The sequence below is a fragment of the Lacimicrobium sp. SS2-24 genome (assembly GCF_002201535.1).
Classification (GTDB): Bacteria; Pseudomonadota; Gammaproteobacteria; order Enterobacterales; family Alteromonadaceae; genus Lacimicrobium.
Genome location: NZ_NIWW01000001.1, coordinates 655,520 through 681,558, shown reverse-complemented (window position 1 = coordinate 681,558; position 26,039 = coordinate 655,520). Strand labels below are relative to the sequence as shown.

23 protein-coding genes are annotated in these 26,039 nt (G+C 51.5%); 18 read left to right on the top strand and 5 right to left on the bottom strand.

Annotated elements, in window-relative coordinates:
* Positions 1–68 precede the first annotated feature (68 nt).
* A complete protein-coding gene (locus CCY32_RS02995) occupies positions 69–290 on the top strand; it encodes a DUF2061 domain-containing protein (protein WP_088329062.1) in 222 nt (73 codons plus the stop codon).
* A gap of 15 nt (positions 291–305) precedes the next feature.
* Here CCY32_RS02995 and CCY32_RS02990 read toward each other — a convergent pair whose 3' ends face one another.
* A complete protein-coding gene (locus tag CCY32_RS02990) occupies positions 306–3,707 on the bottom strand; it encodes a PAS-domain containing protein (protein ID WP_348638934.1) in 3,402 nt (1,133 codons plus the stop codon).
* Positions 3,708–3,988: 281 nt separating this feature from the next.
* On the opposite strand from CCY32_RS02990, the gene CCY32_RS02985 reads away from it, so the two are divergent.
* From CCY32_RS02985 to CCY32_RS02955, 7 genes are all read left to right on the top strand, one after another.
* Positions 3,989–4,252 carry a DUF4212 domain-containing protein gene (locus tag CCY32_RS02985; protein WP_088329061.1) on the top strand — a complete coding sequence of 88 codons (264 nt, stop codon included), beginning with the start codon at positions 3,989–3,991 and terminating at the stop codon, positions 4,250–4,252.
* 5 nt (positions 4,253–4,257) lie between these two features.
* On the top strand, positions 4,258–6,024 hold the full coding sequence (locus CCY32_RS02980; RefSeq protein WP_088329060.1) for a sodium:solute symporter family protein: 1,767 nt from the start codon (positions 4,258–4,260) through the stop codon (positions 6,022–6,024).
* Positions 6,025–6,109: 85 nt separating this feature from the next.
* The gene (locus CCY32_RS02975; RefSeq protein WP_088329059.1) at positions 6,110–6,628 is read left to right on the top strand and encodes a hypothetical protein; all 519 of its coding nucleotides are present in this window, start codon (positions 6,110–6,112) and stop codon (positions 6,626–6,628) included.
* A 26-nt stretch (positions 6,629–6,654) separates the two neighbouring features.
* Positions 6,655–8,481 (top strand): DUF294 nucleotidyltransferase-like domain-containing protein, encoded by a 1,827-nt coding sequence (locus tag CCY32_RS02970; protein WP_088329058.1) that lies wholly within the window; start codon positions 6,655–6,657, stop codon positions 8,479–8,481.
* Positions 8,481–9,107 (top strand): 3'-5' exonuclease, encoded by a 627-nt coding sequence (locus CCY32_RS02965; protein WP_088329057.1) that lies wholly within the window; start codon positions 8,481–8,483, stop codon positions 9,105–9,107. Before CCY32_RS02970 ends, CCY32_RS02965 begins: the two co-directional genes overlap by 1 nt.
* A 101-nt stretch (positions 9,108–9,208) precedes the next feature.
* Entirely contained in the window at positions 9,209–10,267 is a 1,059-nt protein-coding gene (locus CCY32_RS02960) for a cysteine synthase A (RefSeq protein ID WP_088329056.1), read from the top strand.
* A gap of 123 nt (positions 10,268–10,390) precedes the next feature.
* Positions 10,391–11,248 (top strand): aminotransferase class IV, encoded by an 858-nt coding sequence (locus CCY32_RS02955; RefSeq protein ID WP_088329055.1) that lies wholly within the window; start codon positions 10,391–10,393, stop codon positions 11,246–11,248.
* 122 nt (positions 11,249–11,370) lie between these two features.
* Here CCY32_RS02955 and fur read toward each other — a convergent pair whose 3' ends face one another.
* Entirely contained in the window at positions 11,371–11,790 is a 420-nt protein-coding gene (gene fur / locus CCY32_RS02950; RefSeq protein ID WP_088329246.1) for a ferric iron uptake transcriptional regulator, read from the bottom strand.
* Positions 11,791–12,013: 223 nt separating this feature from the next.
* Here fur and CCY32_RS02945 point away from each other — a divergent pair, with 223 nt between their 5' ends.
* On the top strand, positions 12,014–14,032 hold the full coding sequence (locus CCY32_RS02945) for a methyl-accepting chemotaxis protein (protein WP_088329054.1): 2,019 nt from the start codon (positions 12,014–12,016) through the stop codon (positions 14,030–14,032).
* Positions 14,033–14,080: 48 nt separating this feature from the next.
* Here CCY32_RS02945 and rrtA read toward each other — a convergent pair whose 3' ends face one another.
* Complete coding sequence (gene rrtA, locus CCY32_RS02940; RefSeq protein ID WP_088329053.1) at positions 14,081–14,674, bottom strand: rhombosortase; 594 nt, start codon at positions 14,672–14,674, stop codon at positions 14,081–14,083.
* A gap of 182 nt (positions 14,675–14,856) precedes the next feature.
* On the opposite strand from rrtA, the gene CCY32_RS02935 reads away from it, so the two are divergent.
* From CCY32_RS02935 to CCY32_RS17165, 3 genes are all read left to right on the top strand, one after another.
* Entirely contained in the window at positions 14,857–15,621 is a 765-nt protein-coding gene (locus CCY32_RS02935) for an enoyl-CoA hydratase (protein WP_088329052.1), read from the top strand.
* Positions 15,622–15,633: 12 nt separating this feature from the next.
* Positions 15,634–17,373 carry a gamma-glutamyltransferase gene (gene ggt / locus CCY32_RS02930; RefSeq protein WP_088329051.1) on the top strand — a complete coding sequence of 580 codons (1,740 nt, stop codon included), beginning with the start codon at positions 15,634–15,636 and terminating at the stop codon, positions 17,371–17,373.
* 100 nt (positions 17,374–17,473) lie between these two features.
* Entirely contained in the window at positions 17,474–17,617 is a 144-nt protein-coding gene (locus CCY32_RS17165; protein ID WP_168171414.1) for a hypothetical protein, read from the top strand.
* Between the two features lie 74 nt (positions 17,618–17,691).
* On the opposite strand, the gene CCY32_RS02925 is transcribed toward CCY32_RS17165, so the two are convergent.
* The gene (locus CCY32_RS02925; protein WP_246840509.1) at positions 17,692–18,150 is read right to left on the bottom strand and encodes a hypothetical protein; all 459 of its coding nucleotides are present in this window, start codon (positions 18,148–18,150) and stop codon (positions 17,692–17,694) included.
* A gap of 155 nt (positions 18,151–18,305) precedes the next feature.
* On the bottom strand, positions 18,306–19,271 hold the full coding sequence (gene cysK / locus CCY32_RS02920; protein ID WP_088329050.1) for a cysteine synthase A: 966 nt from the start codon (positions 19,269–19,271) through the stop codon (positions 18,306–18,308).
* Between the two features lie 517 nt (positions 19,272–19,788).
* On the opposite strand from cysK, the gene CCY32_RS02915 reads away from it, so the two are divergent.
* The 6 genes from CCY32_RS02915 to CCY32_RS02890 all read left to right on the top strand — a co-directional run bounded on the left by CCY32_RS02915 (position 19,789) and on the right by CCY32_RS02890 (position 25,834).
* Positions 19,789–20,625: a MoxR family ATPase gene (locus CCY32_RS02915; RefSeq protein ID WP_088329049.1), complete on the top strand. Its 837-nt coding sequence runs from the start codon at positions 19,789–19,791 to the stop codon at positions 20,623–20,625.
* Positions 20,625–21,797 carry a VWA domain-containing protein gene (locus CCY32_RS02910; protein ID WP_088329048.1) on the top strand — a complete coding sequence of 391 codons (1,173 nt, stop codon included), beginning with the start codon at positions 20,625–20,627 and terminating at the stop codon, positions 21,795–21,797. The genes CCY32_RS02915 and CCY32_RS02910 overlap by 1 nt, the downstream gene beginning before the upstream one ends.
* 21 nt (positions 21,798–21,818) lie before the next feature.
* Positions 21,819–22,985, top strand: coding sequence for an RDD family protein (locus tag CCY32_RS02905; protein ID WP_246840508.1), 1,167 nt, complete (start codon positions 21,819–21,821; stop codon positions 22,983–22,985).
* Positions 22,982–23,776 carry a hypothetical protein gene (locus CCY32_RS02900; protein WP_088329047.1) on the top strand — a complete coding sequence of 265 codons (795 nt, stop codon included), beginning with the start codon at positions 22,982–22,984 and terminating at the stop codon, positions 23,774–23,776. Before CCY32_RS02905 ends, CCY32_RS02900 begins: the two co-directional genes overlap by 4 nt.
* Positions 23,777–23,863: 87 nt before the next feature.
* Positions 23,864–24,055, top strand: coding sequence for a hypothetical protein (locus tag CCY32_RS02895; protein WP_088329046.1), 192 nt, complete (start codon positions 23,864–23,866; stop codon positions 24,053–24,055).
* Positions 24,056–24,310: 255 nt separating this feature from the next.
* On the top strand, positions 24,311–25,834 hold the full coding sequence (locus CCY32_RS02890) for a carboxypeptidase (protein ID WP_088329045.1): 1,524 nt from the start codon (positions 24,311–24,313) through the stop codon (positions 25,832–25,834).
* Positions 25,835–26,039 lie beyond the last annotated feature (205 nt).

Here is a 26,039-nt window from a genome sequence, read left to right as displayed (position 1 = left end):
GATATTAATCGTTATCAAGGTGGTTTCGTGGTTGCTAGGCTACTCATCAACAGTTTGAGGAGCGGACCATGACTAAGACATTGACCTTTGCACTGCTACATTTTGGTATTGCATTTGGCATCACTTACCTGCTTACCGGTGATGTGCTTATCGGTGGCCTGGTGGCGCTTGTTGAACCGGCTGTAAACACCATCGCATTCTATTTTCATGAAAAAGTCTGGCACCAGATAGAACAACGCAAACATCGCAACGCTGCACCCGCGCAAAAAGGTGAGGGGGTTTGGGTTTAGGTGATGCATCATACGCTATCCCCTATGGTGTTCTATCCAGGCCTTGAGCGCTGCCGGTTTAATGGGCTTGGCTAAGAAACCTACCTGCATTTGCCGGGCATGGTGTTTAAGGTTTTCGTCTTTATTTGCTGTGACCAGCAGGGCGGGCAGCTCCTGCTGCCAGTGCTGGCGCAATTGCCGGATAAGACCCAACCCATCGATGTGCTCACTGTCAAGCTGATAGTCCATGATCAACACATCTGGAGCCGGGTGCTGGCGAGCGTAATCGAGCGCATCTGCCACCTTATTCAGATAGGTACCCTCACAGCCCCATTTGTTCAATAAGTTACGCAGCGCATCAAGATTGGTGGGATTGTCGTCCACACAGAGCACGCGGGTACGGTCAAAACTGACAAGGGCGGTCTGATTGTGCTCTGTGCGGTGGCCCAAAGACGGGCTGCCGAGTGGGATGCGCACGGTAAAACAACTACCCTGGCCAACCTGTGAACGCACCGTGATGGGGTGATTGAGTTGCTCACTCATTTTTTTCACTACACCCAGTCCCAGTCCCACACCTTTAATCTGGCCCTGATGGGCGCGGTAGAAATCAGAGAAAATGGCGTCCTGTTCGGTACGGGAAATGCCCAGTCCGTTGTCCCAAACCTGCACCAAAAGGTGGTCACTGCGCCTGCGGCAACCGAGCAATACTTTGCCACCAGGACTGTATTTAATGGCATTGGAAACCAGGTTTTGCAATATGCGACGCAGATAGGTCGGGTCGCTATGCACCACAGCGTCGCACGGCCGGATATGTAGTGTTACCCCGTCTCGCTCGGCTGTGCCTCTGAACTCCTGTTCTAATGAATGTAACAGTTCCGTCAGAGCAAAATGGGATAGGGTCGGACTTAATGCCCCTTGTTCCAGTTTGGCAATTTCCAGCAGGGTTGAAATGAGTTGTTCACTGGCGTTGAGGGATGCGCCAAGTTTGTTCGCTATCTGTAGGTTATGCTCAGATAACTCTTCTTCGTTAAGAGCTGACAGGTACAGGCGCGCGGCGTTCAAGGGTTGCAGAATATCGTGGCTGGCCAGTGCCAGAAAACGGGTCTTGGAGCGATTGGCTTCTTCTGCCTGATGTTTGGCCTGTTTCAGCTCCTGATTGATTTCACGGATCTGGCGGGTGCGATGATCGATACGCTTTTCCAGATCAATATTGGCGTCTTCCAGTGCTTTTTGAATCTCCACATGCTCAGTGATGTCCGTAAAGCTGGTCACAAAGCCACCGGTAGGCAGGGGGTTGCCATTCATTTCAATCACACGCCCGTCTGAGCGGCGGCGAATAAAGCGGTGTTTTGAGCCCTGTTGCATGTGCGCCAGGCGCTTTTCTACCAGCTCTTCGATGTCGCCGGGGCCACATTCACCACGCTGGGCGTTATAGCGCACCAGGTTGGCGATGGGTTGACCGATTTCCACCAGGCCCTGCGGGTAATCAAACAGATCCAGATAGGCTTTGTTCCAGGCGACAAGTTTAAGATCCTTATCTACCACGCTGATCCCCTGGGTCAGGTTTTCGATACTGCTGAACAGGATAGCCTGATTGGTTTTCAGCGCTTCGGTGGTGTCCTCGAAGAAGGTAAAGACTTCTTCCACTTCCATTTGCTGACCTGAAATCAGCACTTTGATTAAAGAACGTGCCGAGCTACCCCCGAGCACACCGGCAAGGCTGCGTTCACAAAACTGGATAAAGTCGTCGCTCGGTATTTCGTTGTCGGAAACCGTGGTGTTGTGCTCTTTGCAATAGTGGCCCACCAGTTGTTCGGTTCGGCTGGCGCCAATGAAGGTTGTCAGCAGCGCTTTTAGATCAGCATTGCGGATCTTGCTTTTAGCACTGACCCGTTTATTGATGCCCGTGTCCGCATTCGGTGTCACGAATGCGCTGGCTTGCATCCGCTCCAGCAGGCTATGCCCTGCACTGAGCGAAAAGAGCAGATAGCCGGTGAGGTTGGCGGCCCAGCTGATGGCGACGCCCCGTGTAATAATCGCCAGGCTGTCCTGCGTGGCATCGGCAGCGGATAAGGGCAGCAACACAAACATCACCCAGCAGCCGACACCCAATGTTAGTCCGGCAATCACACCACTGGCATGCCCTTGTTTCCAGTAAAGCCCGCCAAGGATAGCGGGGGTCAGTTGTACCACCAGGGAAAACGCCAGCAAACCCATGCTGGATAAGGCACTACCATCTGCCCAGCTAACGAAGTAGCTGTAGGCCAGAAGTAAAATCAGCAGGATCACCAGGCGGCGAATCATCAGCAGGCGCTGCTGATAATTTTTGTCTTTAAGCCAGCGCCGGGGCTGATTCTTCAGTAACAATGGCACCACCACGTCGTTGGTCAGCATGGTGGACAATGCCAGACCGGAGACAACAATCATGGCTGTCGCCGCAGAGATGCCGCCCACAAACACCAACAGACTGAGCAGATGATGTCCCTGAGAGAGGGGCAACTGCATTAAAAAGGTGTCCTGATCGACACCACTGCCGGCAAAAAGAATGTTACCGGCTATGGAAACCGGAATGATGGCCACGGCGGTGAGCAGCAAATAAAGGGGAAACAACCAGCGCGCCATGGCCAGATGTGCACTTTTGTGGTTATCAACAATCATCACATGAAACTGGCGGGGCAAACAGAAAATGGCCGCAGCGGCCATTAGCGCCTGCACCACAAAGTCAAAGCCGGATCCCTGCCAGCCAGACCATTGTGCTGCTTGGGCTTGCACGGCCTGCCAGTCTGTTTGTGGTGACATCAGCAGGGCATAGGCAAATAATCCCGCAAAACACAGGCCAAATAATTTCACCAGTGACTCGGCACCAATTGCCAGCATTAATCCTGAGCGGTACTGCGTAATGTCTGCATGACGGGTACCAAATAGTACCGCGAACAAGGCCATAATGAGGGTTGCCACCAGCGCTTTAATACTGTTTTCGCCGCTGCTTTCAAGGTTGGCAAAAACCGCAAAACTGGCGTCAACGGCTTTAAGCTGAAGGGCAATATAAGGGATGGTAGCCAGGGTCATCAGCAGTGTCACCATTACCGCAATGCTGCGCCGCTTACCGTAACGGGAGGAAATGAAATCTGATACCGAGGTAATGTTCTGGCGTTTGCTCACTAGCAGCATCTTGTGCAGCATGGGATAGCCAAAAATAAACAACAGTATCGGACCCAGCAGGATGGGCAGGTATTGCCACTGCGATTTAGCTGCCTCGCCAATGGCTCCATAATAGGTCCAGGAGGTACAGTAAATGGCCAGCGCAAGGCTATAGATAACAGGGTGGCGTGCCAGTTTATTGGCCCGAGAACCAGACTGATCCCCCCGTTGTGCCAGCCAGAACAGCATGCCGACATAGGCCAGTGCCACCAGAATCCAGAAAAATGTTATCGCCATGTTAATCTGTGCCTTGCCTTTGACTACCTGCAGAAGGACGGTTTGCGTTATGGCGCCTTGCGCCACTGTTCATCGGACCAGCTATTAAAGCCGATGGGTATAAGACTATGGTCTAGAGGGCATCACGTCCAGCATTGCGTCGCTCCACGCCTGATTACAAGGGGAGTAGCTCTGTTCAGCCAGGTTTAAGGTGGGGTGTTCGACTAAAGTCGGGCTAGTAGCCTTGGCCGTGCCTGCTAGATTAACAATTGTTTTACAACCATAACGACAGGAGTAAACAAATGGCGGACGACAAAAGTATCGCCCAAGCCTACTGGAAGGCTAACTTGCGTTTGATTGCCGGCTGTTTGGTAGTCTGGGCACTGTCTTCCTACGGCTTTGGAATATTGCTGAGACCCTGGCTGTCAGGCATTCAGGTTGGTGGCGCGGATCTGGGCTTCTGGTTTGCCCAACAGGGCTCCATTCTGACCTTTATCGCGCTGATTTTTTTCTATGCCTGGAAAATGAACCAGCTGGACAAACGCTTTGGCGTGAACGAGGAGTAGGGGCAATGAGTCAATTTGCAATAAACTTAATTTTTGTCGGTGCGTCCTTCGCACTGTACATTGGTATTGCCATCTGGGCGAGGGCTGGCTCCACCCGCGATTTTTATGTGGCCGGTGGTGGTGTTCACCCGGTCATGAATGGCATGGCCACGGCAGCAGACTGGATGTCGGCGGCGTCTTTTATCTCCATGGCGGGGCTGATTGCCGCAGGGGGGTATGCCAACTCCACCTTTTTAATGGGCTGGACAGGTGGCTACGTATTATTGGCCATGTTACTGGCGCCTTACTTGCGCAAGTTTGGCAAATTTACCGTGCCGGACTTTATCGGTGATCGTTTCTACAGCTCCGGCGCTCGTCTGGTTGCCGTGGCCTGTCTGATTATCGCCTCGGTGACGTATGTCATCGGCCAGATGACCGGTGCCGGTGTGGCCTTCTCGCGTTTTCTCGAAGTAGACAGCAACACCGGACTGATGATCGCGGCGGTGGTGGTATTTCTGTATGCCGTAATGGGGGGGATGAAAGGTATTACCTATACCCAGGTAGCACAATATGTAGTGCTGATCATTGCCTATACCATTCCGGCTGTGTTTATTTCTCTGCAACTGACCGGTAATCCTATTCCCGGACTGGGGCTGTTTTCAGAGCACACAGAGTCGGGCATGCCTTTGCTGGCAAAACTGGATCAGGTGGTTAATGAATTGGGTTTCAGAGACTACACCGCAGACGTGCCCAATAAGCTCAACATGGTGTTGTTCACCCTGTCACTGATGATCGGTACCGCAGGTTTGCCCCATGTCATTATCCGCTTTTTCACCGTCCCCAAAGTGGCCGATGCGCGCTGGTCTGCCGGATGGGCACTGGTATTTATTGCGTTGCTGTATCTCACTGCCCCGGCTGTGGCGTCTATGGCCAGATTGAATCTGCTGACCACCATCTACCCTGATGGTCCGACGGCGGATGCGATTAAATATGAAGAGCGTCCGGATTGGATCCAGACCTGGGAACAGACCGGACTGATTCAGTTTGAAGACAAGAATAATGACGGTCGTATTCAGCTTTACAATGACAGCCCTGAGTTTGCTGAAACCGCAACCCAGCGCGGCTGGAACGGCAATGAGCTGAATGTGAACAACGATATTCTGGTGCTGGCGAATCCGGAGATTGCCAATTTGCCCGCCTGGGTAGTGGGGCTGATTGCAGCCGGTGGATTGGCCGCTGCCTTGTCAACGGCTGCCGGACTGCTGCTGGCGATTTCATCGGCGATCAGTCATGACCTCATCAAAGGCTCTATTAATCCGAAGATATCTGAGCGTGGTGAACTTCGTGCTGCCCGAATTTCAATGGCCGTCGCCATTGTCGTGGCAACCTATCTGGGTATGAACCCGCCAGGCTTTGCGGCACAGGTTGTGGCGTTGGCCTTCGGTATTGCCGGTGCGTCTATTTTCCCGGTATTGATGATGGGGATCTTTTCCACCCGGGTGAATAATAAAGGTGCCATTGCTGGTATGCTGGCAGGCTTGCTGTCCACCGTCATCTATATCTTTGTTTACCTCGGTTGGTTGTTTATCCCCGGCACCAATAATTTGGCCAACACACCGGATAACTGGTTGATGGGAATTTCACCATTGTCCTTTGGAGCAGTGGGCGCCGTGATTAACTTTGCTGTGGCCTTTGCCGTCTCTGCGATGACAGAAAAGCCACCGCAGGAGATTCAGGAACTGGTGGAAAGTGTACGCTACCCTCGTGGCGCGGGTATTGCCACTGGCCACTGAATCACCTGAGTAATAGGTGTAAGCATAAGCGGGCGATGTTGCCCGCTTTGGTTTGCTTAATGGATGACAGAGGAAGGACAACAGGATGCTATGGGAATTTATTGCCACTATTACCGCCGGTGTAGGGGCAGCGGGTATTGCACTGGCACTGCGCTGGCTGAGCCATAACAAAGCGCCAAAATGGCTGATTCCGGTGTTTGCCGGTGTGGGCATGCTGGCCTTTCAGGTTCAGGCAGAGTACAGCTGGTATTCTCATCAGCGCAGTTTACTGCCCGAAGGAGTAAAAGTGGTGCGCGAGATAAAGGAACAAAACTGGTACCGTCCCTGGAGTTATGTGTGGCCTCAGACACTCAGGTTTATGGCGGTAGACACCAAAAACGCCGCAGACAATCAGGATTATCCTGGGGTGAAACTGGTGGATTTGTACTTTTTTCAGCGTCGTGCCACCGCTCGGCGGGTGCCACAGGTCATTGATTGTCGTCATGCTGCGCGTGCCGATTTTCATCCTGATCTGAAAATCGTGGCAGCGGGACAAGCGCTGGATGCTGACTGGGTGCCGTTGGATGAAGAGGCGCCACTGCTGATATATCTTTGCAATCAATAAGGCTGAATGGCGAGGCAATACACCCTATGGATAACGTGGATTCGACCCGGGCATTTCTCAGTGGCTGCACGCCTTTTGATCGGTTAACGGAGGATCAGCTGCAATATTGCTTACAGCACCTGCAGTTGCACTATTTATGTGAAGAGAGTCTAGAGCAAGTCGTGCCCAAAGATCGCCCGCAACTATATCTGATTAAAAAAGGAGTCTTCGATCTGGTGGGCGCGCAGCGTCAACTGATTGAACGTCTTGAACCCGGAGACCTGTTTGGTTATCCCTCGCTGATGACCCGTCGACCGATTACCAATCGGCTCAAAGTGATCAATGATGGTCTGCTCTATAGCCTGGCGCAGACCCCCTTTGATTATTTGTGTCAGCATAATGCTCAGTTCTCCGATTACTTCGCCAGGGCGCTGGGAGACAGGCTACTGACAGAGTCCCGCAGTCAGGAGCATGACTGGACGCAATTATCTGTGGCCGATATCCTGGCGCGTCAGTTGATCGCGGTGCAGGGCACGTGCAGTGTCGGTGATGCGGCGCACATCATGACCGAGAATAAAGTCTCCTGTGTGCTGGTGGTCGACGACGACCGCCTGCAGGGTATTATTACCGATCGTGATATTCGCTCCAGAGTGGTGGCCCGTCGTCAGTCTTATGAGCAGCCAGTGCGGGACTTTATGACCACACCGGTGATCAACCTGGATTGGCAGGCGCCGCTGTTTGATGCCATGCAAGCTATGACCAGTGAAAATGTGCATCACATCGCCGTGGTCAGGGATAGTCGTCCGGTTGGTGTCATCACCGCCACCGATCTGATGCGCCAGCAACGCAGCGAGCCTTTGTTTCTTGTCAGTCAGATACGCAAAGCCACGACGGTAGAGCAACTCGAAGCCATTGCCAGACTGGTACCCGAACACCTGCACCAATTTGCACACCGGGTGGTCGATGTGCGTCTGGTGGGCGATCTGCTGGCCAGCTTTACGGATGCGTTTAACGAACGACTTATTGCACTGTATCAACATCAGCACGGTGAGGCGCCATTTCCCTATGTGTGGCTGACCTTTGGTTCACAGGCGCGGCGCGATCAAACCTTAAGCTCTGATCAAGATAACGGCTTGCTGCTGGCGCAGTATCCGGATCAGCAGCAAGATGCATGGTTTGCCGGATTGGCTGACTTTGTTTGCGACGGACTGGCCCGCTGTGGCCTGAAGTTGTGTGGCGGCAATATCATGGCCTCTAATCCGGCATTGCGGCTGTCAGAGCAGGCCTGGGTGCAAAAGTTTAAAGGCTGGATCCTGGAGCCGGACCAGGATGCGCTGATGCGCACCAACATTTTTTTCGACCACCGTGCGCTATATGGCGATACTGCCTTGTTTGAACGATTCGACAAGGCGGTCACCGAGCTGGCTACCAATCAGATTTTTCTGGCTAATCTGGCAGCGAGCAGTGCCACTCTGGCCGTGCCCATCGGTCTGTTTAATCGTTTTCGCACGCAAAAACGAGAAGATGAGCAGGAGGTGATCGACATTAAAAAAAGCGGTATCGCCATTATCAATGATATTGCGCGTATTCACTCACTGGCTGCTAAAGTGCGCGATTGCAGTACGCCGGCTCGCTTGCAGCGTCTGATTGATATCGGTGCACTGAATACAGGCGATGGCACCGACCTTTTGGCGGCCTGGCGTTTTTTGGTGCAGATGCGCTGGTCACATCAATTGAATCAGGCTGTGCCAGATAACCTTATTGTACCGGATAACCTCGATTCACTGGCCCGGCGCCAGCTAAAAGCAGCGTTCAGGTTAATTAAGGATGCACAGGATGGATTGGCACTGACATTCTCCCGTGGGGCCTTCTGATGCAGTGGCTTCAGCGCTGGTTTGCCGCACGGGGAAAAAGCAAACCCTGGCAAGAGTATCGTTATCTGGCCATCGACTTGGAACTGACTGGACTGGATGCTGGCAAGGACGAAATTCTGTCGCTAGCCTGGGTGCCCGTTGAGCCTCCGACGATCATGCTGACGCAGCGGCAAAGCTTTGTCATTAATACCGCAGCAACGCTGGGGCAAAGCCCGGCGATTCATGGCCTGACACGCCAACATCTGCAACAAGGCTCAGACCTTATTGAAGGATTGTGCAAGCTGGAAGAGGATAGCGCGGCAAGTGAGGATACCCTGTGGTTGTTTCATCATGCCCCGCTGGACATGGCATTTTTACGACAAGCCTATCAGCAAAGGGGGAGAACCTTTGCGCCACCGGCAGTTGTCGATACATTGGCTCTTGAGCTTAAGACCCTGAAGCGGCGGGGAAAGGCTGCAGAAATGGAGGGCCTGAGCCTGGATAAATGTCGCGCGCGATATGAACTGCCCGCGCATCCGGGCCATAATGCGCTGGAAGATGCCATTGCCACCGCAGAATTGTTTCTCGCCTACTGCTACCGTAATTTTCATGATCAGCCCCATTACCTCTCCAGTCTGCTCAGATGACGCGGCAGGTTTAACCATTACCGGTCCTGCGGGAAGAGATTGGTATCGCGGCAAAAAAGCTTTAATCTAGGTTTATTCCTAAGCGACCAGAGCGTCAGATTATGATAACTGCCCGCCATCAGGCCGAGCTTATCGGCAATACGGATTTGTTACGCATTCATTCTTTATCAGAACTCACCGGCTGTGACATTTATCTTAAGTGTGAATTCCAGAATCCGGGCGGCTCCATTAAGGACCGGGCTGCCTTGCAAATGGTTGAGGACGCCATGCAAAGAGGAGAGCTTAAGTCTGGCATGACCATTGTTGAGGGTACAGCAGGAAACACCGGGATTGGACTGGCGCTGGTGGCTAAATCTTACGGCATGCAAATGCTGGCGGTGATGCCTAATGACCAGGCTAAAGAAAAAGAACGGGTTCTGGAACTCTATGGAGCCAAACTGATGACGGTGGAGCCGTGTCCCTTTGCCAACCCGAATCACTTTTATCATCGCGCCAAAGCGGTTGCAGAACAGCATAAAGATCACTGGTGGGCCAATCAGTTTGAAAACACCAGTAACAGTCGTGCCCATTATCTGCATACGGGGCCGGAAATCTGGCAACAAACCGCCGGTAAGATCGATATTCTGGTCTCTGCAGCGGGCACAGGTGGCACGATTGCGGGCAATTCCTGTTACCTCAAAGAGCAGAACGGCGATGTGAAGGTGTGGCTGGTGGATCCTGATGGCTCGGGTATTTACGAATATCTCAGAAGCGGAGAATACAAAAATCATGGCAGTTCTATCACCGAAGGTATCGGCATTATGCGTATGGTGGAAAACTTCAGACAAGCCAGAATCGATCATGGGATCAATTTACCCGACTCTGATCTGGTGACCATTGCCCGCTATGTGCGTAACAAAGACGGTATTGTACTGGGCAGCAGCTCGGCGCTGAATGTGGCAGGCGCCCTGTTTGCCGCGCTGTATAGTGGTCCGGGTAAAACGGTGGTGACCTTTGCATGTGATTTAGGCGAGCGCTCGGCGTCTAAGTTATATAATACCGCCTATTTACAGCAAAAAGGCTTGCTGGACTGCCCCAAGGATGTTGCGCCTTTGCTGGACAAATACCGGTCGCAAAAATGGCGGGATAAGGTGGTCAGCCCTAACACATCAGGAGCATAATAAAACCGCTGTGATGGTTGGCTACCTGCATAGCGTCAATGATCAAAACGGGTGCACTGAGAGCATGTTTCAACGCCGATAATTGGTGTATGATAGCGCCCGTTTTTCTCACCGGAGCCTGTCATGAGCATTGTTTATCTTAACGGTCAGTTTATTCCCAAAAACCAGGCCAGTATTTCGCCCATGGACAGGGGATTTCTGTTCGCCGACGGTATCTATGAAGTGGTTCCCTCTTATCAGGGTAAAATGGTGGGCTTTAAACAGCACATGCAACGATTGCATGATGGTCTGGCAGCGCTGGAAATTGATGTCGATATGACCCTGGCACAGTGGCAGGCTATTTTTGAAAGGCTGATGAGCGAAAACGGCGCGGGCAATTTGGGCATATACCTGCACGTCAGCCGCGGTACTGAAGATAACCGTGCTCACCGCTATCCTCAACAACTCAGTCCCACGATATTTGCTTTTACCTTTGAGATCCCCGCAGAGCCTGTCGCCCGAATTGAGTCGGCGCACACCTACAAGGTGGTGTCTGAGCAGGATAAACGCTGGAAACGATGCAATATCAAATCCACGGCGCTGCTGGGTAACATCATGCATTTTCGCAGTGGCCAGAAAGCCGCAGTGGATGAGGTGTTACTGTTCAATGAGCACAATGAACTCACCGAGGCAGCTGCCTGCAATGTCTTTATTGTGAAAGAGGGGGTTGTTATTACCCCTGAGTTGGATAACCAGATTCTGCCCGGCATTACCCGCTTTATTCTGCTTGATGCACTGCTTAAAGACGGTCACATACCGGTAGAAGTGCGTAAGGTCCACATGGACGAAGTACGCTATGCCGATGAAATCTGGCTGACCAGCTCCAGCAAGGAAGTGGCACCGGTGGTCGAGTTGGATGGCAAAGCAGTCGGCTCTGGTCAGGCCGGGCCGATATGGCAGCAGGCACAGAGCTTGTTCAGTAAGGTAAAATACCACTACTAACGCACAGGTAAGTGATCACAGGCCAATGGCCGCCCGGAAGAGATTACACCCCTTGTATGGGGTGTAACAGTGCTTTGCGGTTTGCTGCGTAAGCTTTTGGTTGTATCAGAAAGGTGATGGGGCTACTTGTCTTCGCAGCTGGGCTCACAGACCCCATAAAGGTAAAGGCTGTGGTGAGTCAGCTTTATGTTGTTCTTCTCGGCCACTTCAATTTGGCGTTTTTCAATAATATCGTCTTCAAACTCAATCACCTTGCCACATTTTAGGCATACCAGATGGTCATGGTGTTTTTTCTGGCCCATTTCGAAAACCGACTTACCCCCTTCAAAATGGTGGCGATCCAGCAGGCCAGCATCATCGAACTGGTTTAACACCCGATATACGGTTGCCAGTCCAATCTCTTCACCTTGTTCGAGCAATATCTTGTACACATCTTCGGCACTGATGTGCTGGTTTTCAGGATCCTGCAGGATTTCCAGGATCTTAATTCTTGGAAGGGTTACTTTTAACCCGGCTTTTTTTAATTCTTGGTTCTGTTCCATGGAAAAATGCCGATAAAATGAAGGTGCAGCCATTATAAGGGAGTGAGCCCGGATGAAAAGTCATTCCATGGCAATTGAGAAACAATTTCAAATTGTTATGATAGTGTAAATAAACTGGTACGACCAATTTAAGCTTTCTCTCTCCGGTCGGCTAACACAATCATAAAGGACCATTGCAGGATGACAAAACTGAGATCCAATGGGCACATTAGGTAGTTAATTTATGCGTATAACCGTCGTGGGCAAGATCATCACCGGCTTTGTATTGTTCGGTGTCTTATTGTTAATTACCAATGTCACCTCCTATTGGGGCCTGTCTGATATCCGCCAGAGTGCGCGTCTGGTTGCTGACGAAAAAATGCCGGTGCAGTCACAGATGTTGGTGGTGCAAACGCAATTACTGGCCTTAGCAAAAGTCTCAACGGAAGGCTTTTATACGCCCACTCAGGAAAAACTACTGGCCAGCCAGCAACAATTTGACGACCTTAAACAGACCTTTCAGACGCAACTGCAACGGCTGCAAAGTTTACCGCTGAATCCCGCCGACAAATCTTTACTCTCTAATGCCACCGAAGCGGCGCAAAATTATCTGACCGAGGCACAGCAGATGTATCAGGCCAGGATCAACGGGCTGTCTCTGCAACGCCGTATTACCGATCTGGCTCTGGAGATTGAATATACCGGCAGTGACGCCGGTGCCAATCTGCTGGATATGTCTTACCTTGATGGGGCTGAAGAGGGCGCCTTGGCGCAGATTGTCGGGGCTGGGGCCCGCATTGACAATATTATTGTCACCTTACTTAACGCCACCACAGAGTTTGTCAATGTCCGGGACAGTGAGCTGACGCAGACGATCAGAGATAACCTGCAACTCACCATCGGCGATCTCAATAACAACGTCAGCTTTATTAACAGAATCGCCGATGGCGTAGATACAGACGGGTTGATGGAGGCTTTTAATGAGCAATACCAGAAGTTCGTAGAGCAATATGAAGGCGGTGGTGGCTTGTTTGAGTTAAAAGCGCAACGTCTGGATAGCCTCGCTCTGTCAGAGGCGAAAATGCTTGCGGCTGAAACCAGTATGGAGCGGGCCCGGGCACAAATGGGTGAGTTGTTTGATAAGGTCAATGCCGATACATTGCAGGGCCAGAATGCCATTCTCGATGCGGTACAGAGCAATATTTTCAAGAGTGTGCTGATTATGTTGCTGGCACTGGTGATGGTGATTATTATCGGCACTGCCGCCGCTAAAAGCATCTCACGGCCACTGGATCGCATTCGCAAGAGCCTGAGCGTGATCAGCAGTGGTGATCTGACTCATAAGGCAGACAGTAGTGGTAATGATGAGTTTGCCTCACTGGCAAAAGATGTCAATGAACTGAGCAGCGGTTTGCATCAGGTGGTATCGCAGATATTACGTCAGGAGACGCTGCTTGAACAGGCCATTGCCAGCAGCGAGCGCCTGTCAGAGGATACCCTAAGACAGGTTCAGCAACAGACCGAACAGGTGCGTGAGACTGCTGATAACACCAGCAGTGTGCGCCACACCAGTAAGAGTAACCTCGACCAGATTCAGCAGAGCACCCGCAGGTTGTCTGAGGTAGCCAGCCAGACCCGCCATGTGGGCCAGCTTGTCAGCCGCTCCAAGCAACAGATCCTCAGTCAGGCTGATCAGGCCGGGCATTCGGCAGAAATCATCAATCGTCTGCAGACCAACAGCAATAATATTGGTGGAATTCTGGATGTGATTAAGACTATCGCCGAGCAAACTAATTTACTTGCTTTAAATGCCGCTATTGAGGCCGCGCGGGCAGGTGAGCAAGGGCGTGGCTTTGCCGTGGTGGCCGATGAGGTCAGAACCCTGGCCACCCGCACCCAAAGCTCTACTGAGGAAATTGAGCAGATGATTTCCAGTTTGCAAAGTGATGCCAGGCAGGCCGTGGATGCGATGGGGTCCGGTCAGCAGCAGGCAAAGGGCAGCGTTGAGCAGATAGAACAGGTGGACGCGGAGATCACCGCGATTCAGCAGATTATCGGTGATCTTAATGCCATCAATGAGCAAATTGTCGAAGATACCGGGCAGCAGGATCAGTTGCTCGATGCCGTTACTCACAGTCTTGGCAGCATTGTGGAGCTGGCGGAAAAAAGTGCTGACAGTACCCGAGAATCCAGCGCAGCAATGGGCCAGATTGGCGAACTGATGACGCAGCTCAATAAAGCGGTATCCCGCTTTAAACTCTGACTCGGATGGGGCGCGTTACCCCATTTTTGTATTTAAAATGATGAGCTTTTAAGTAGCAGGTGTTAGCCGCTTTTGCAGAGTAAAAAACAGACCCAAAAGCCCCCCGCTAAGGACGCCGAACAGATGGGCTTCCGTGGCGACCCGGGCTTCAATCAGCAGACTGATTTGAGGGTCGGCGCCAATCAGGGATTCGTATCCCACTTTTACAATCACGCCAAATAACAGCAGCCAGCCCGAACGGCGCCGGGTACGGATATCACACAGCGCACCCCAGACGAACAACCCATGCAGTACACCTGACAGGCCGACATAGCCGCTCAGTTGTGGTACCAGCCAATACAGACCTGCACTGATTAGCAGGGCGCAGCCAAGTGTCATCGTCAGATAATTCGCAGTTCGGTAATAGTCCCCAAATACAGCCCACAACAACACAATCCCTGCGCCATTGAGTAACAGGTGGTTGAGGTTGGTATGCAGCATATGGGCAGTGACCAGGCGCCAGAATTGCAAACGGGCGATGTCCTCTCGCTGATAGGCGAGGCTGTCATAGGCCTCGGGAATAAGCAGTGGGACCAGCACGATGGCCAGCAGCAACAGTAACGGCCCGGCAATTTGCTCAGGTTTTAATGGCAGGTTTAACATCCTCTTGGTGACGGCAGCCCAGGATTACGAGTGAAATAATGAGGTTATCATACTGTTTTTAAGAGTCATTGTATTGGTTGTGTTATTGCCGATACAGGCCGGAGGCCAAGGGACACTGTTGTTTCGTGAAACAGGCTGGTAAAGTGCGGCATCTCAATCAGTAAATAACAGGCAGGGCCGGGATGTCACACATCATCATTCAACATACTAACCAGGTGCTGGAGATTGTCCTTAACCGGGCTGAGAAGAAAAATGCGCTTACTCACGCCATGTATGAAGAGATGGCCGATGCGCTGGAACAGGCCGCAGAGTCTGAAGATCTCAGAGCCGTGTTAATCAGAGCACAGGGCAGTGATTTTACCGCAGGCAATGATCTGAGTGACTTTGCCAATGCGACCGGACCGGAACAGGTCGAGCAAACCGTGCGCTTTATGACCGCACTGATGAAATGTCCGCTGCCGGTTGTGGCTCAGGTGCAGGGACTGGCTGTGGGGATTGGCACCACCTTGTTGCTGCACTGTGACCTGGTGTATTGCGCTGATAATGTGCGTTTTTCCATGCCTTTCATTGATCTGGCACTGGTCCCCGAATATGCATCGAGTTATCTGTTGCCGCGTCTGGCCGGACACCGCAAAGCGGCACAATGGCTGATGGCCGGTGAGCCGTTCGGTACGGATGACGCGGTGCAATTTGGACTGATCAACCAGGCTATGGAAGAGCAGGTATTGAACGATAGGGTACAAAAGGTCCTGAAAAACCTGGTCAGTAAGCCGAGACAGGCCATGAAGCTGACCAAATTGCTGATGAAAACCTCTCATCAGGAGGTTACCCGGCATATGCACAATGAACTGGATTTGTTTATCAAGCAGCTCAAGTCTGAACCTGCCAAAGAGGCGTTTGCCGCCTTTTTGGAAAAGCGCAAACCTGACCCTTCACGCTACCGCTAAAGAGAGGCCTCCATGTTGTTATCCAGATTCTTGTTGTTATTGAGCCTGTTGACCGCAGGCAGTGTTGCTGAGCCGAAACAACGTGAAGATCGCGAGCCAGAAGCCGCGACGGGCTATCAGCACAAGCAGGCAGTGAGCGCACAGCGTTATATGATCAGTGCGGCTAACCCCCATGCTTCGGAAACAGGTCGGCGTATACTCGAGGCAGGCGGCAGTGCCATTGATGCGGCGGTAGCCGTGCAGGCCATGCTGACCTTGGTTGAGCCTCAGTCTTCGGGAATTGGTGGCGGCGCGTTTATTCTGTATTGGGACAACGAGGATGAACGTCTGTACACCTTCGATGGCAGGGAAAAAGCTCCCCTTGATGTGGATCCCGATATGTTTATCCAGGACGGGCAACCCAAGCCCTGGCGTGATGCCATCGTTGGTGGACAGGCGGTCGGGGTTCCAGGAGCCATTGGTGCACTGGACATGGCCCATAAACAATTCGGGCGGCTGCCCTGGAATGCCTTGTTTAAGGACACCATCAATCTGGCCTCAAAGGGGTTTGAGGTGTCGCCACGCCTGGCCAAACTGGTGGCGATGGATATTCACCCCGGTGTAAAAAAGTTTAATTCGACCTATGAATACTTTTACCCGGATGGTCAGCCAGTGGCAGCAGGCAGCCTGTTAAAGAACCCGAAATTGGCCGCCAGTCTGACTCAAATCGCCGAGCAGGGCGCCAAAGGCTTCTATCAGGGGCCACTGGCAAAACAGATTGTTGCTACGGTTCAGCAGGCGAGTATTAACCCGGGGCGGTTGAGTCTCAAAGATATGCAGGCCTATGAGCCGGTGCAACGTGAACCCTTGTGTGCACTGTACCGGGTCTACCGCATTTGCGGTATGGCGCCACCGAGTTCCGGCGGTGTGGCCATAGTGCAAACCTTAGGAATGCTAGAGCGATTTAATCTGGCCGATTACCCACCTAATAGTCTGCAGGCCTTGCACCTGTTTACCCAGGCATCCCGTTTAGCCTTTGCCGACCGTGAGGCTTATGTGGCCGACGGGGATTTTACCGGGCTGGATATGCAACCCTTGCTGGAAAAGGGATATTTACAGCAGCGTTCACGTCTGATTGATGCACACCAAGACATGGGTAAGGCCAGTGCCGGGCAGCCCTATACACAAAGCAGCCTGGTGGCGGGGCAAGCATACGACTTATCCAACACGACCCATATTGCCATCGTGGACGGCAAGGGAAATGCGGTATCCATGACCAGCAGCATCGAGATGGCATTTGGTTCAGGGCTGATGACCGGCGGGTTCCTGCTCAATAACCAGATGACGGATTTCTCTTTTGTATCAGAAAAAGACGGTAAGCGTGTTGCCAACCGTATTGAGCCGGGTAAACGCCCACGCAGCTCTATGGCGCCGGCGATGGTATTTGACCAACAGGGTGCGCTCTATCTGGTGGTAGGCTCACCTGGCGGCAGCCGCATTATTAATTACGTGATTCAGACAATGATTGGCGTACTCGACTGGGAGCTTGATATTCAGCAGGCCATCAACCTGCCCAAAATTACTAACCGTAATGATTACACGGCACTGGAGAAAGGTACCCCGCTGGCATCTATGGCGGATGACTTTGAGGCGCGTGGCCACGAGGTCAGGGTGATCGATCTCAACAGCGGCCTGCACGGCATACTGGTTAAAGACGGCAAACTGATTGGTGGTGCCGATCCCAGACGCGAGGGTGTGGCATTGGGACTGTAGGTTTCTTATGAGTACGCGCAGTGATGTTAACGACAACAGAAGCGACTAGAAAATACAAACTCAGGGCGATCTTAGGTTGTATCGCCATAGTAAGGCACTGATGTTACTTATTATCATTTACCTGTATGTGGCCAGTGGCTCAATTTGGCCAGGCATTTTATGTCATGTGGTAAATAATCTGTTGTCACTGGCTGCCAATCTGTTACCTCAGGCCATGGCATATAAATCTTTTATTGCAGGTTAATCTGGGCGCAGAACAGAGCGCGTGTCACATGAGATAGCTGTGTTTTGGCTCAGCTTAACCCCAGAACTGCCAGCTTACAGGAAAGGATCTGCCTCAATGTCATCGACCAGCCATTGGCCTTTCACTTTACTCAGATTAACGGTACGCAAATCCTGCACTTTCTCACTGTGCAGAGTACCGGTGAAGAAAATAGTAATGCTGGCCCGATCTGCAAACTCCGAGCGCATGTTACTGTTGCCACTGTCAATCTGCATTTCAACCTGATCATAGGGCAGGTTAATCACATGGCGCTGAAAGTTGCGATTGGTGCGGTAGTTATCCAGCAGTCTGTCCATTTTGTCGGTGCTGAGAGTTTTGACCCGCTCGATATTGTCATCATGGTACAGATAATCGAAGAATTTAATCGCGGCGTATTCTGGGGTGCCTTCATCCATCATGCCGTATTTGCCTACACCTTCACTTTTTTCAGCCGGTGAGCAGGCCGCTAAAAGGGTAAACATCAGTAAACAGGGTAGAATAAGCCAGCTTTTCAAAATGCGTCTCCACAGAGCCAGTTACACACTGGACATGTCTTAGTATCACAAAGTCTGCGGTGATCTGTAGAAAAAGTAAAGACTGTTAATGGCATAAAAAAGCCGCTGCAACCGGATGGTTGCAGCGGCTTTGTCTTGTTTCCGTGTGCCGCCTGTTACTGTGCCAGCTCTTCTTCGCTGAAGGCCCCGGCAAACAGGGGGCTGGAAAGGTAGCGCTCAGCGGAGCTAGGCATGATCACGACAATGTTTTTGTCGGCGTTTTCAGGCTTTTCGGCCAGGCGCTTGGCAGCCACAACCGCTGCACCGGTTGATATACCGGCCAGTATACCTTCCTCGCGCATCAGCCGATGGGCCATTTCCATCGCCTCATCATTACCAACCTGCTCAACCGCATCCACCATATCAAGATCCAGGTTGCCGGGAATAAAGCCCGCGCCAATACCCTGAATTTTGTGTGGGCCCGGTGTCAGTTCCTGGCCTGCTTTTGCCTGAGAAATAACCGGTGAATCGGTCGGTTCAACGGCTACACTGAGTACCTGTTTGCCCTGGGTTTTCTTAAGATAACGGCTGACACCGGTAATGGTGCCACCGGTACCGACACCGGCTACAAAAATATCGACGTTTCCGTCCAGATCATTCCAGATTTCCGGCCCGGTCGTCTTTTCATGAATCTCCGGGTTGGCCGGGTTATCAAACTGCTGCAGCATAATGTATTTGTTTGGATCAGAATCCACAATTTCCTGTGCTTTGGCGATGGCGCCTTTCATCCCTTTAGGCCCTTCGGTCAGTACCACATTGGCACCCAGTGCTTTGAGCAGCTTGCGTCTTTCCAGGCTCATGGTGCTGGGCATGGTCAGTGTTAATTTATAGCCGCGAGAGGCGGCTACAAACGCCAGGGCAATGCCGGTATTCCCGCTGGTGGGTTCAACCAACTCTTTGCCTTCAGTGAGGACACCACGTTTTTCAGCATCCCATACCATATTGGCACCAATACGGCATTTTACGCTGAAACTTGGGTTGCGGGACTCCATCTTGCCAAAAACGTTACCGCCGGTGACCCGGTTAAGTTTAACCAGGGGCGTATGGCCGATAGACTCTGAATTATCTTTATATACTTGCATGGTGATTCCTTGCATGTTGTTGTCAGCTTCATGATGCCAGACAACGTAAAAATGATATTGATTCAAACGGAATTAAATTTCACCGTTATAGATTAGGCCTGTGCCACTAAAATCAAACTGCTTTTTTGCTATATGATATTTTAATCCCAATTGAACTAAATAATCAGTCAACTTAGAGCTAGTCAGAAGGGCTTAGGTCAAGGGGGCGCTTTATTCCGGACATCCATGCTCTTCGCCTAAAAGCCATCCTGCGGATGTTCAAAGATTTTCCCGAAATCTTTGTGAAGGCATAGTGGTTCTACGTCAAGAGGCGGCAATGAAGAGATAAGCCCTTGTGGCTGCTCCCTGCGGACGAGGCTAAAAAGCCCCCTGGCAGTGTTATGGCCCTTCGATTTAGCCCCACTCGATCTTCAGGACCATGCCTTGCCAGTGAACTTTTTAGCTCTCGTTAAGTGACCAATTGTTTAGTTTAATTGGTATGATTCATCACAATAACCTGAAATCACAAAGAGGGCACATGAGCTTTACCGGAACCGAGAACTATATTGCTTCTAAAGAATTACAACTGGCGGTAAATGCTGCCGTCACGCTAGAGCGCCCCCTGCTGATCAAAGGCGAGCCGGGCACCGGTAAAACCCTGCTGGCCGAGGAAGTGGCCCGCAGTCTGAATACAGATCTGATTGCGTGGCATATTAAATCCACTACTAAGGCGCAGCAGGGCCTGTATGAGTACGATGCCGTATCCCGTTTGCGCGATTCCCAGTTAGGCGATCCCCGGGTACAGGATATTGGCAATTATATTGTCAAGGGTAAGCTGTGGCATGCCTTTGAAGCGCAGCAGCGTCCTGTGCTGTTAATCGATGAAATTGATAAAGCCGATATCGAGTTTCCCAATGATTTGTTACAGGAACTCGACCGCATGGAGTTCTACGTCTACGAGACGCGCCAGACAGTGCGGGCGGCGCAACGTCCGATTGTTATTATTACCTCAAATAATGAAAAAGAACTGCCTGAAGCTTTCCTGCGTCGCTGCTTTTTTCACTATATTCGTTTTCCTGACAAAGAGGAGATGGCACGCATCGTCGATGTGCACTTCCCTGGCTTGAAAAAGAACCTGCTGAATCAGGCGCTGGAGTCGTTCTTTAACCTGCGTGACATTCCGGGCCTGAAGAAAAAGCCCTCCACTTCAGAACTGATTGACTGGCTGAAACTCCTGGTGGCTGAGGATATCAGTCCGCAGGACCTGCAAAACAAGGATAGTAAGCAGGCCATTCCGCCTTTATACGGGGCCTTACTAAAAAATGAACAGGACATTCACCTGTTTGAAAAACTGGCTTTCATGGCGCGTCGCTGATGTTAGTGGAGTTTTTCTTTCGTCTGCGTCAGTACCAACTGCCGGTCAGCCTGCGGGAGTTGCTGGATTTGCTCGGGGCGCTGGAAAAGCAACTGGTGTTTGCCGACATGGATGCCTTTTATATGCTTTCGCGCACTATACTGGTGAAAGACGAGAGTCAGTATGACAAGTTTGATCGTGCCTTCGCTGATTATTTTGAAGGAGTCGACAGCCTGGACCTGTTTGGCAAGGAAATCCCCGAAGAATGGTTGCGCAAAGAACTGGACCGGTACTTTAGCGAAGAAGAGAAAAAACGGATTCAGGCCATGGGTGGGCTGGAGAAGCTGATGCAAACCCTTAAAGAGCGTATGCAGGAACAACAAAAACGGCATCAGGGAGGGAATAAGTGGATAGGCACAGGAGGTACCTCACCCTTTGGCGCGTATGGATATAACCCTGAAGGCGTGCGCATCGGACAGGATGGCAACAATCAGTTTTCTGCGGTGAAAGTGTGGGATAAGCGCGAGTTTAAAAATCTGGCTTCTGATGTGGAACTCGGTACCCGAAATCTCAAAGTGGCCCTGCGCAAACTGCGCCAATTTGCCCGCACCGGTGCCAGTGATGAACTGGATATGCCGGCCACCATTCGTGGTACGGCGAAAAATGCAGGCTTGCTCGACCTGCAAATGGTGCCAGAGCGCCATAATGCGGTAAAACTGTTGCTGTTTTTTGATGTGGGCGGCTCAATGGATATGCATGTGCAGGCCTGTGAGGAACTTTTTTCCGCCGCCCGCAGCGAATTTAAACACCTCGAGTATTTCTATTTCCATAACTGTGTGTATGAGGGGGTTTGGCAGGATAACCTGCGTCGCCATGACGAGGCGATACCTGTGTGGGATGTGATTCACAAGTACGGCAGTGACTATAAACTGATTTTTGTCGGCGATGCCACCATGGGGCCTTATGAGATCAGTTATCCCGGTGGCAGCGTTGAGCACTGGAATGAGGAGCCCGGGGCGGTGTGGATGCAGCGTTTGTTGAGTCATTTTGACAAGGCAATATGGCTGTGTCCTCAGTCACAGGGATATTGGGAGTACTATCAGTCTGTGCGACTTATCCGGGAGCTGATGCAAGACCGCTTCTATCCGATGACGCTTGACGGTATTACTCAGGCGATTAAGAGCCTGAATTAATCATAACGTGACGAAAACAACATGGAAAAGAACCTGGCGCAGAGAAACACCACACGGCATCAGCTAACGCTGGCAGAGAGTCGGGACTATGTGACCCCTTATGCCTTTGAGATTCCGGAATCGTTGTACGGCGTAGCACTGGCAACCCCCTGGAAGCGCGGGGTGGCAATGGCCGTGGATTTGCTGTTGGTCGCCCTGCTGACCTTTGTTCACAGTATTTTTCTGGCCGCTATTGCATCCTGGGTGTTAGTGCGTTCCAGTAGTCGCTTGCGCAGCAAAGGGCGCTTCCCTATCTTGCGTAAGCTACTGGCCCTTTTTGCAGCGCTGCTTTTGTTTATCGTTATTTTTGCATCGCTGGAGGTTATCAGAGAGGCGTCAATGGGTGAAAGCAGTGTCAGCAACATGGCGCAAAAAGCGCAGAGACTCGGTGATGTAGGACGGTTTACAGCACATATGGTGCAAATGGGCATGACCTCAGAAAATATTCGCGCTGGTGAATGTGCCCCCGCGTTGCAGTGCTGGCAAAGCATAGCAATAAAGGTGCTCGATGACTTTGGTCGTTTTCCTTTGCCGGAGGCTAAGCAGCGGGAGATCCTCGACGCGATGTATGAAGAAGCGCAGGGCACGCTCAATGCCGATGAGCTGCAAACTTTTCGCAATGAGGTCGATGAACGTTTTGCCGGGGTACTCTCACAGATTAAATCGGAACGTACAGAAGCGGCGAAACAAAGCGAGGAACGGTTATCTGCAGAGGACGATGTTGCGATCGTTTCACCTTTGACCTCCTCCGAACCAGCTCCGCCAAGCATTATGGACTGGGTGCGCGGGATCATTCGCGACCTGGGCCTGGGTTTTGGCTGGGCAGCGCTATATTTTACCGTATTTACTGCCTGGTTTAAGGGCCAGACGCCGGGTAAGAAATTGCTGGGGATTAAAGTCATAAGACTGGATGGCAGGGCACCAAACCTGTGGGAAAGCTTTGGTCGCTACGGGGGATATGGTGCCGGATTTGCCACTGGACTGTTGGGTTTTGTGCAACTTTTCTGGGACAGCAACCGGCAGGCTATTCAGGATAAGATCTCGGAGACACTGGTACTGGATGTGAGAAAAGCCGCCGCCAAAGTTGAAAACATCAGTAATGCCAACAACGATAAGACGGTGAAGATGACAATTAAGGAAACACAATGACATCAAGATTCAAGACAACATTACCACTGGCGCTGGCACTTAGTCTGGCAACCTCAGCCAGTTGGGCTGACACACGTATCGCCACGAAAATGCAGGGGCAGGAGCAGGCTCAGCATCTGTACGTCGATCAGGGCAAAGCAGCGGCGGTGGATAGTGCCGGTCGTACGGAGTTTATTTATGACGCCAACAGCGGCGAGATGATTACGCTGATGCATGAAGAAGGCCGCTATATGCGTCTTAACGAGCAACAAATGCAGGAGATGGCCGGTGGTATCAGTAAGATGCAGCAACAGGCCATGGCGCAGATGAAAGAACAGATGGCTAATTTGCCGCCTGAGCAGCGGGTGCAGATGCAACAGATGATGGAGCAGATGATGCCTTCAATGGCATCTGAACAGCCCAAAGAAGCGATAACACTCACGCCCAGTGATCGCCACGAGCAAATCGATGGTACGGATTGTCAGTGGATTGCACTGAAGCGCGGCGACAACCTTATTAGCGAGGCCTGTGTGGCGGATCTTGGTGATACTGCCATTGCGCCCGACGACTATAAAACTCTGGCCGGATTTTTTAAGAAGATGAGTGACTTTACCGCGCAAATGAGCGGTGATGTTGACGATGCCATGCTTAATCAGCACTTGTTTGCCAATAACAAAGTCCCGCTGCAAATCCGGGAGTTTAAAGACACCGGCATACAGGTAATCAGTCTGGCTTTTGAACGTAAGCAACCTGAAGCGGGCATGTTCAGTATCCCCAAAGACTATCAGCAGGAGGCAATGCCTGAATTTTAACCGAGCAGGGCTCAGGCGCGGCACGGTGCAAGCCGTGTCTGCTTGTTTGCTGCTGGCAGTCCATTAACACTCAACAGGGAGGCTTCAATGTTTTATGTGGAATTAGTGTTATCCGTCGCTTTCGTGGTGCTTACCGTCTTAGGGTATAAAAGAAACCGTCGCAATATGATGTTGCTGGGATCAATTTGCCTGGTTATTGCTGTATCTGCCGAACCTTTTGCGCGCGGGTTTCATGATGGTTTAACCAGTGCTAAACAACAGCGTGTTCAAGACCAATGAGACACCACAACGGCTAGGTGACGACTGAGCCTTCAGGTGCGGGATTGTGCTGTGTTCATCCTGCGCTGGCGCGTTGTCAGCCTGTTTTATCCAGGCCTTATGCACTCATATAAGGCCTGTAGCGCGGTGCCAGGGTCAAAAAACGTCGGACAACGGGTAGGGTGCGATAAAGTCAGGCGGGTACGGTGCTGTCACGCTACTGTGACTGCTATGATGTTGCCGTTAATCTGTTATTTACTACAAGAAGAGTAACCTATGTTGAAATCACACACTCTGGTGCAGGTTGTTATCTGTGCACTGTTGGTGTTAGGCAGCACGGCTGCAAACGCCAATAATCGTGAAATTGAAGTAGACAATCAGGTGGTCACACAACACAAGACCACCATCAAAGGCAAACGGGTGAGTTATTCTGCCACCACCGGCACGCAGCCGGTGTGGGATGAAGAAGGCAAACCGGTCGCCTCGTTGTTTTACACCTACTATCAGCGCACAGACGCCAAAGATCAGGAAAGACGGCCCCTGGTCATGTCATTCAATGGCGGCCCGGGGTCTGCATCGGTGTGGATGCATGTAGCTTATACCGGACCACGTACGCTTAAAATTGATGACGAGGGTTATCCTGTGCAGCCCTATGGGGTCAAGACCAATCCCTATTCCATACTGGATGTGGCGGATATTGTCTTTATTAATCCTGTCAACACCGGCTACAGCCGTGTGCTCAAAGATGAAGAAGGTAAATTGCCACCGAAAGACAAACAAAAGGAGATGTTTTTCGGCGTCAATGCCGATGTGAAATATCTGGCCGAGTGGCTGAATACCTTTGTCAGCCGTCATAATCGTTGGCCATCACCTAAGTATCTGATTGGTGAAAGTTACGGTACCACAAGAGTCTCCGGGCTGGCGTTGGAGCTGCAGAACAGCCAGTGGATGTACTTAAACGGTGTGGTGCTGGTATCACCCACCGATATCGGTATTGAACGTAACGGCCCGGTAAAATCGGCCAACCGCCTGCCGTATTTTGCCGCGACAGCCTGGCACCATAACAAGCTAGAGCCGGAGCTACAGAAGCTGGATCTGGATGAACTGTTGCCACAGGTAGAAGAATTCACCCTCAACAAATTATTACCGGCACTGGCTAAAGGTGCGTTTATTTCGCCAGAGGAAAAGGCGGAGATCACCGCCACCATGGCCCGTTATTCCGGTTTAAGTGAACAAGCCATTGAACAGAACAATCTGGATGTGAGTACCGCATTTTTCTGGAAAGAGCTGCTGCGTGATGAAGGTAAGACCCTTGGGCGACTCGATAGTCGCTATCTGGGTATTGATGAAAAAGAATCCGGTGATCGGCCCGATTATTGGGCAGAGCTGACCTCCTGGCTGCATTCTTTCACCCCGGCTATCAATCACTATATCAAGCATGAGCTTAAGTATGAGACGGATCTGAAGTACAACATGTTTGGTCCGGTGCATCCCTGGGATCGCTCAGATAATAACACCGGTCGCAATCTGCGCCTGGCGATGGCGCAGAACCCTTATCTGAATGTGATGATCCAGTCTGGCTACTATGACGGTGCCACCAACTACTTCGATGGTAAGTACAATATGTGGCATATTGATCCCAGCGGTAAAATGCGCGACAGGTTCAGCTTTAAAGGCTATCGCAGCGGACACATGATGTACCTGCGCCGAGCCGATCTCGAGGCCGCCAACGAGGATTTACGGGAATTTATTAACGCCACCTTGCCCGGTGAAGGCGTACCGGCCCAATATCCCCGTTAAGGTAATGGATATTAATGCAAAGGCCCGCACTTAGCGGGCTTTTTTGTAAGAGAACAGTCTTACAGGCACTGGATGCCCGACAACAGCATTCGGGCATGACGGCGAAAACTAATAGCATGATTGAGGCCAACTCACATATCTGTCGTTCCTGCGCAGGCGGGAATCCAGCGTCTTAGCATCTGGCACGATTGGGTTAACAAGGCAC

Coding starts and splice junctions, on each gene's coding strand:
- CCY32_RS02995 (WP_088329062.1), top strand. CDS start 69: ATGACTAAGACATTGACCTTTGCACTGCTACATTTTGGTATTGCATTT.
- CCY32_RS02990 (WP_348638934.1), bottom strand. CDS start 3,707: ATGGCGATAACATTTTTCTGGATTCTGGTGGCACTGGCCTATGTCGGC.
- CCY32_RS02985 (WP_088329061.1), top strand. CDS start 3,989: ATGGCGGACGACAAAAGTATCGCCCAAGCCTACTGGAAGGCTAACTTG.
- CCY32_RS02980 (WP_088329060.1), top strand. CDS start 4,258: ATGAGTCAATTTGCAATAAACTTAATTTTTGTCGGTGCGTCCTTCGCA.
- CCY32_RS02975 (WP_088329059.1), top strand. CDS start 6,110: ATGCTATGGGAATTTATTGCCACTATTACCGCCGGTGTAGGGGCAGCG.
- CCY32_RS02970 (WP_088329058.1), top strand. CDS start 6,655: ATGGATAACGTGGATTCGACCCGGGCATTTCTCAGTGGCTGCACGCCT.
- CCY32_RS02965 (WP_088329057.1), top strand. CDS start 8,481: ATGCAGTGGCTTCAGCGCTGGTTTGCCGCACGGGGAAAAAGCAAACCC.
- CCY32_RS02960 (WP_088329056.1), top strand. CDS start 9,209: ATGATAACTGCCCGCCATCAGGCCGAGCTTATCGGCAATACGGATTTG.
- CCY32_RS02955 (WP_088329055.1), top strand. CDS start 10,391: ATGAGCATTGTTTATCTTAACGGTCAGTTTATTCCCAAAAACCAGGCC.
- fur (WP_088329246.1), bottom strand. CDS start 11,790: ATGGAACAGAACCAAGAATTAAAAAAAGCCGGGTTAAAAGTAACCCTT.
- CCY32_RS02945 (WP_088329054.1), top strand. CDS start 12,014: ATGCGTATAACCGTCGTGGGCAAGATCATCACCGGCTTTGTATTGTTC.
- rrtA (WP_088329053.1), bottom strand. CDS start 14,674: ATGTTAAACCTGCCATTAAAACCTGAGCAAATTGCCGGGCCGTTACTG.
- CCY32_RS02935 (WP_088329052.1), top strand. CDS start 14,857: ATGTCACACATCATCATTCAACATACTAACCAGGTGCTGGAGATTGTC.
- ggt (WP_088329051.1), top strand. CDS start 15,634: ATGTTGTTATCCAGATTCTTGTTGTTATTGAGCCTGTTGACCGCAGGC.
- CCY32_RS17165 (WP_168171414.1), top strand. CDS start 17,474: ATGTTACTTATTATCATTTACCTGTATGTGGCCAGTGGCTCAATTTGG.
- cysK (WP_088329050.1), bottom strand. CDS start 19,271: ATGCAAGTATATAAAGATAATTCAGAGTCTATCGGCCATACGCCCCTG.
- CCY32_RS02915 (WP_088329049.1), top strand. CDS start 19,789: ATGAGCTTTACCGGAACCGAGAACTATATTGCTTCTAAAGAATTACAA.
- CCY32_RS02910 (WP_088329048.1), top strand. CDS start 20,625: ATGTTAGTGGAGTTTTTCTTTCGTCTGCGTCAGTACCAACTGCCGGTC.
- CCY32_RS02905 (WP_246840508.1), top strand. CDS start 21,819: ATGGAAAAGAACCTGGCGCAGAGAAACACCACACGGCATCAGCTAACG.
- CCY32_RS02900 (WP_088329047.1), top strand. CDS start 22,982: ATGACATCAAGATTCAAGACAACATTACCACTGGCGCTGGCACTTAGT.
- CCY32_RS02895 (WP_088329046.1), top strand. CDS start 23,864: ATGTTTTATGTGGAATTAGTGTTATCCGTCGCTTTCGTGGTGCTTACC.
- CCY32_RS02890 (WP_088329045.1), top strand. CDS start 24,311: ATGTTGAAATCACACACTCTGGTGCAGGTTGTTATCTGTGCACTGTTG.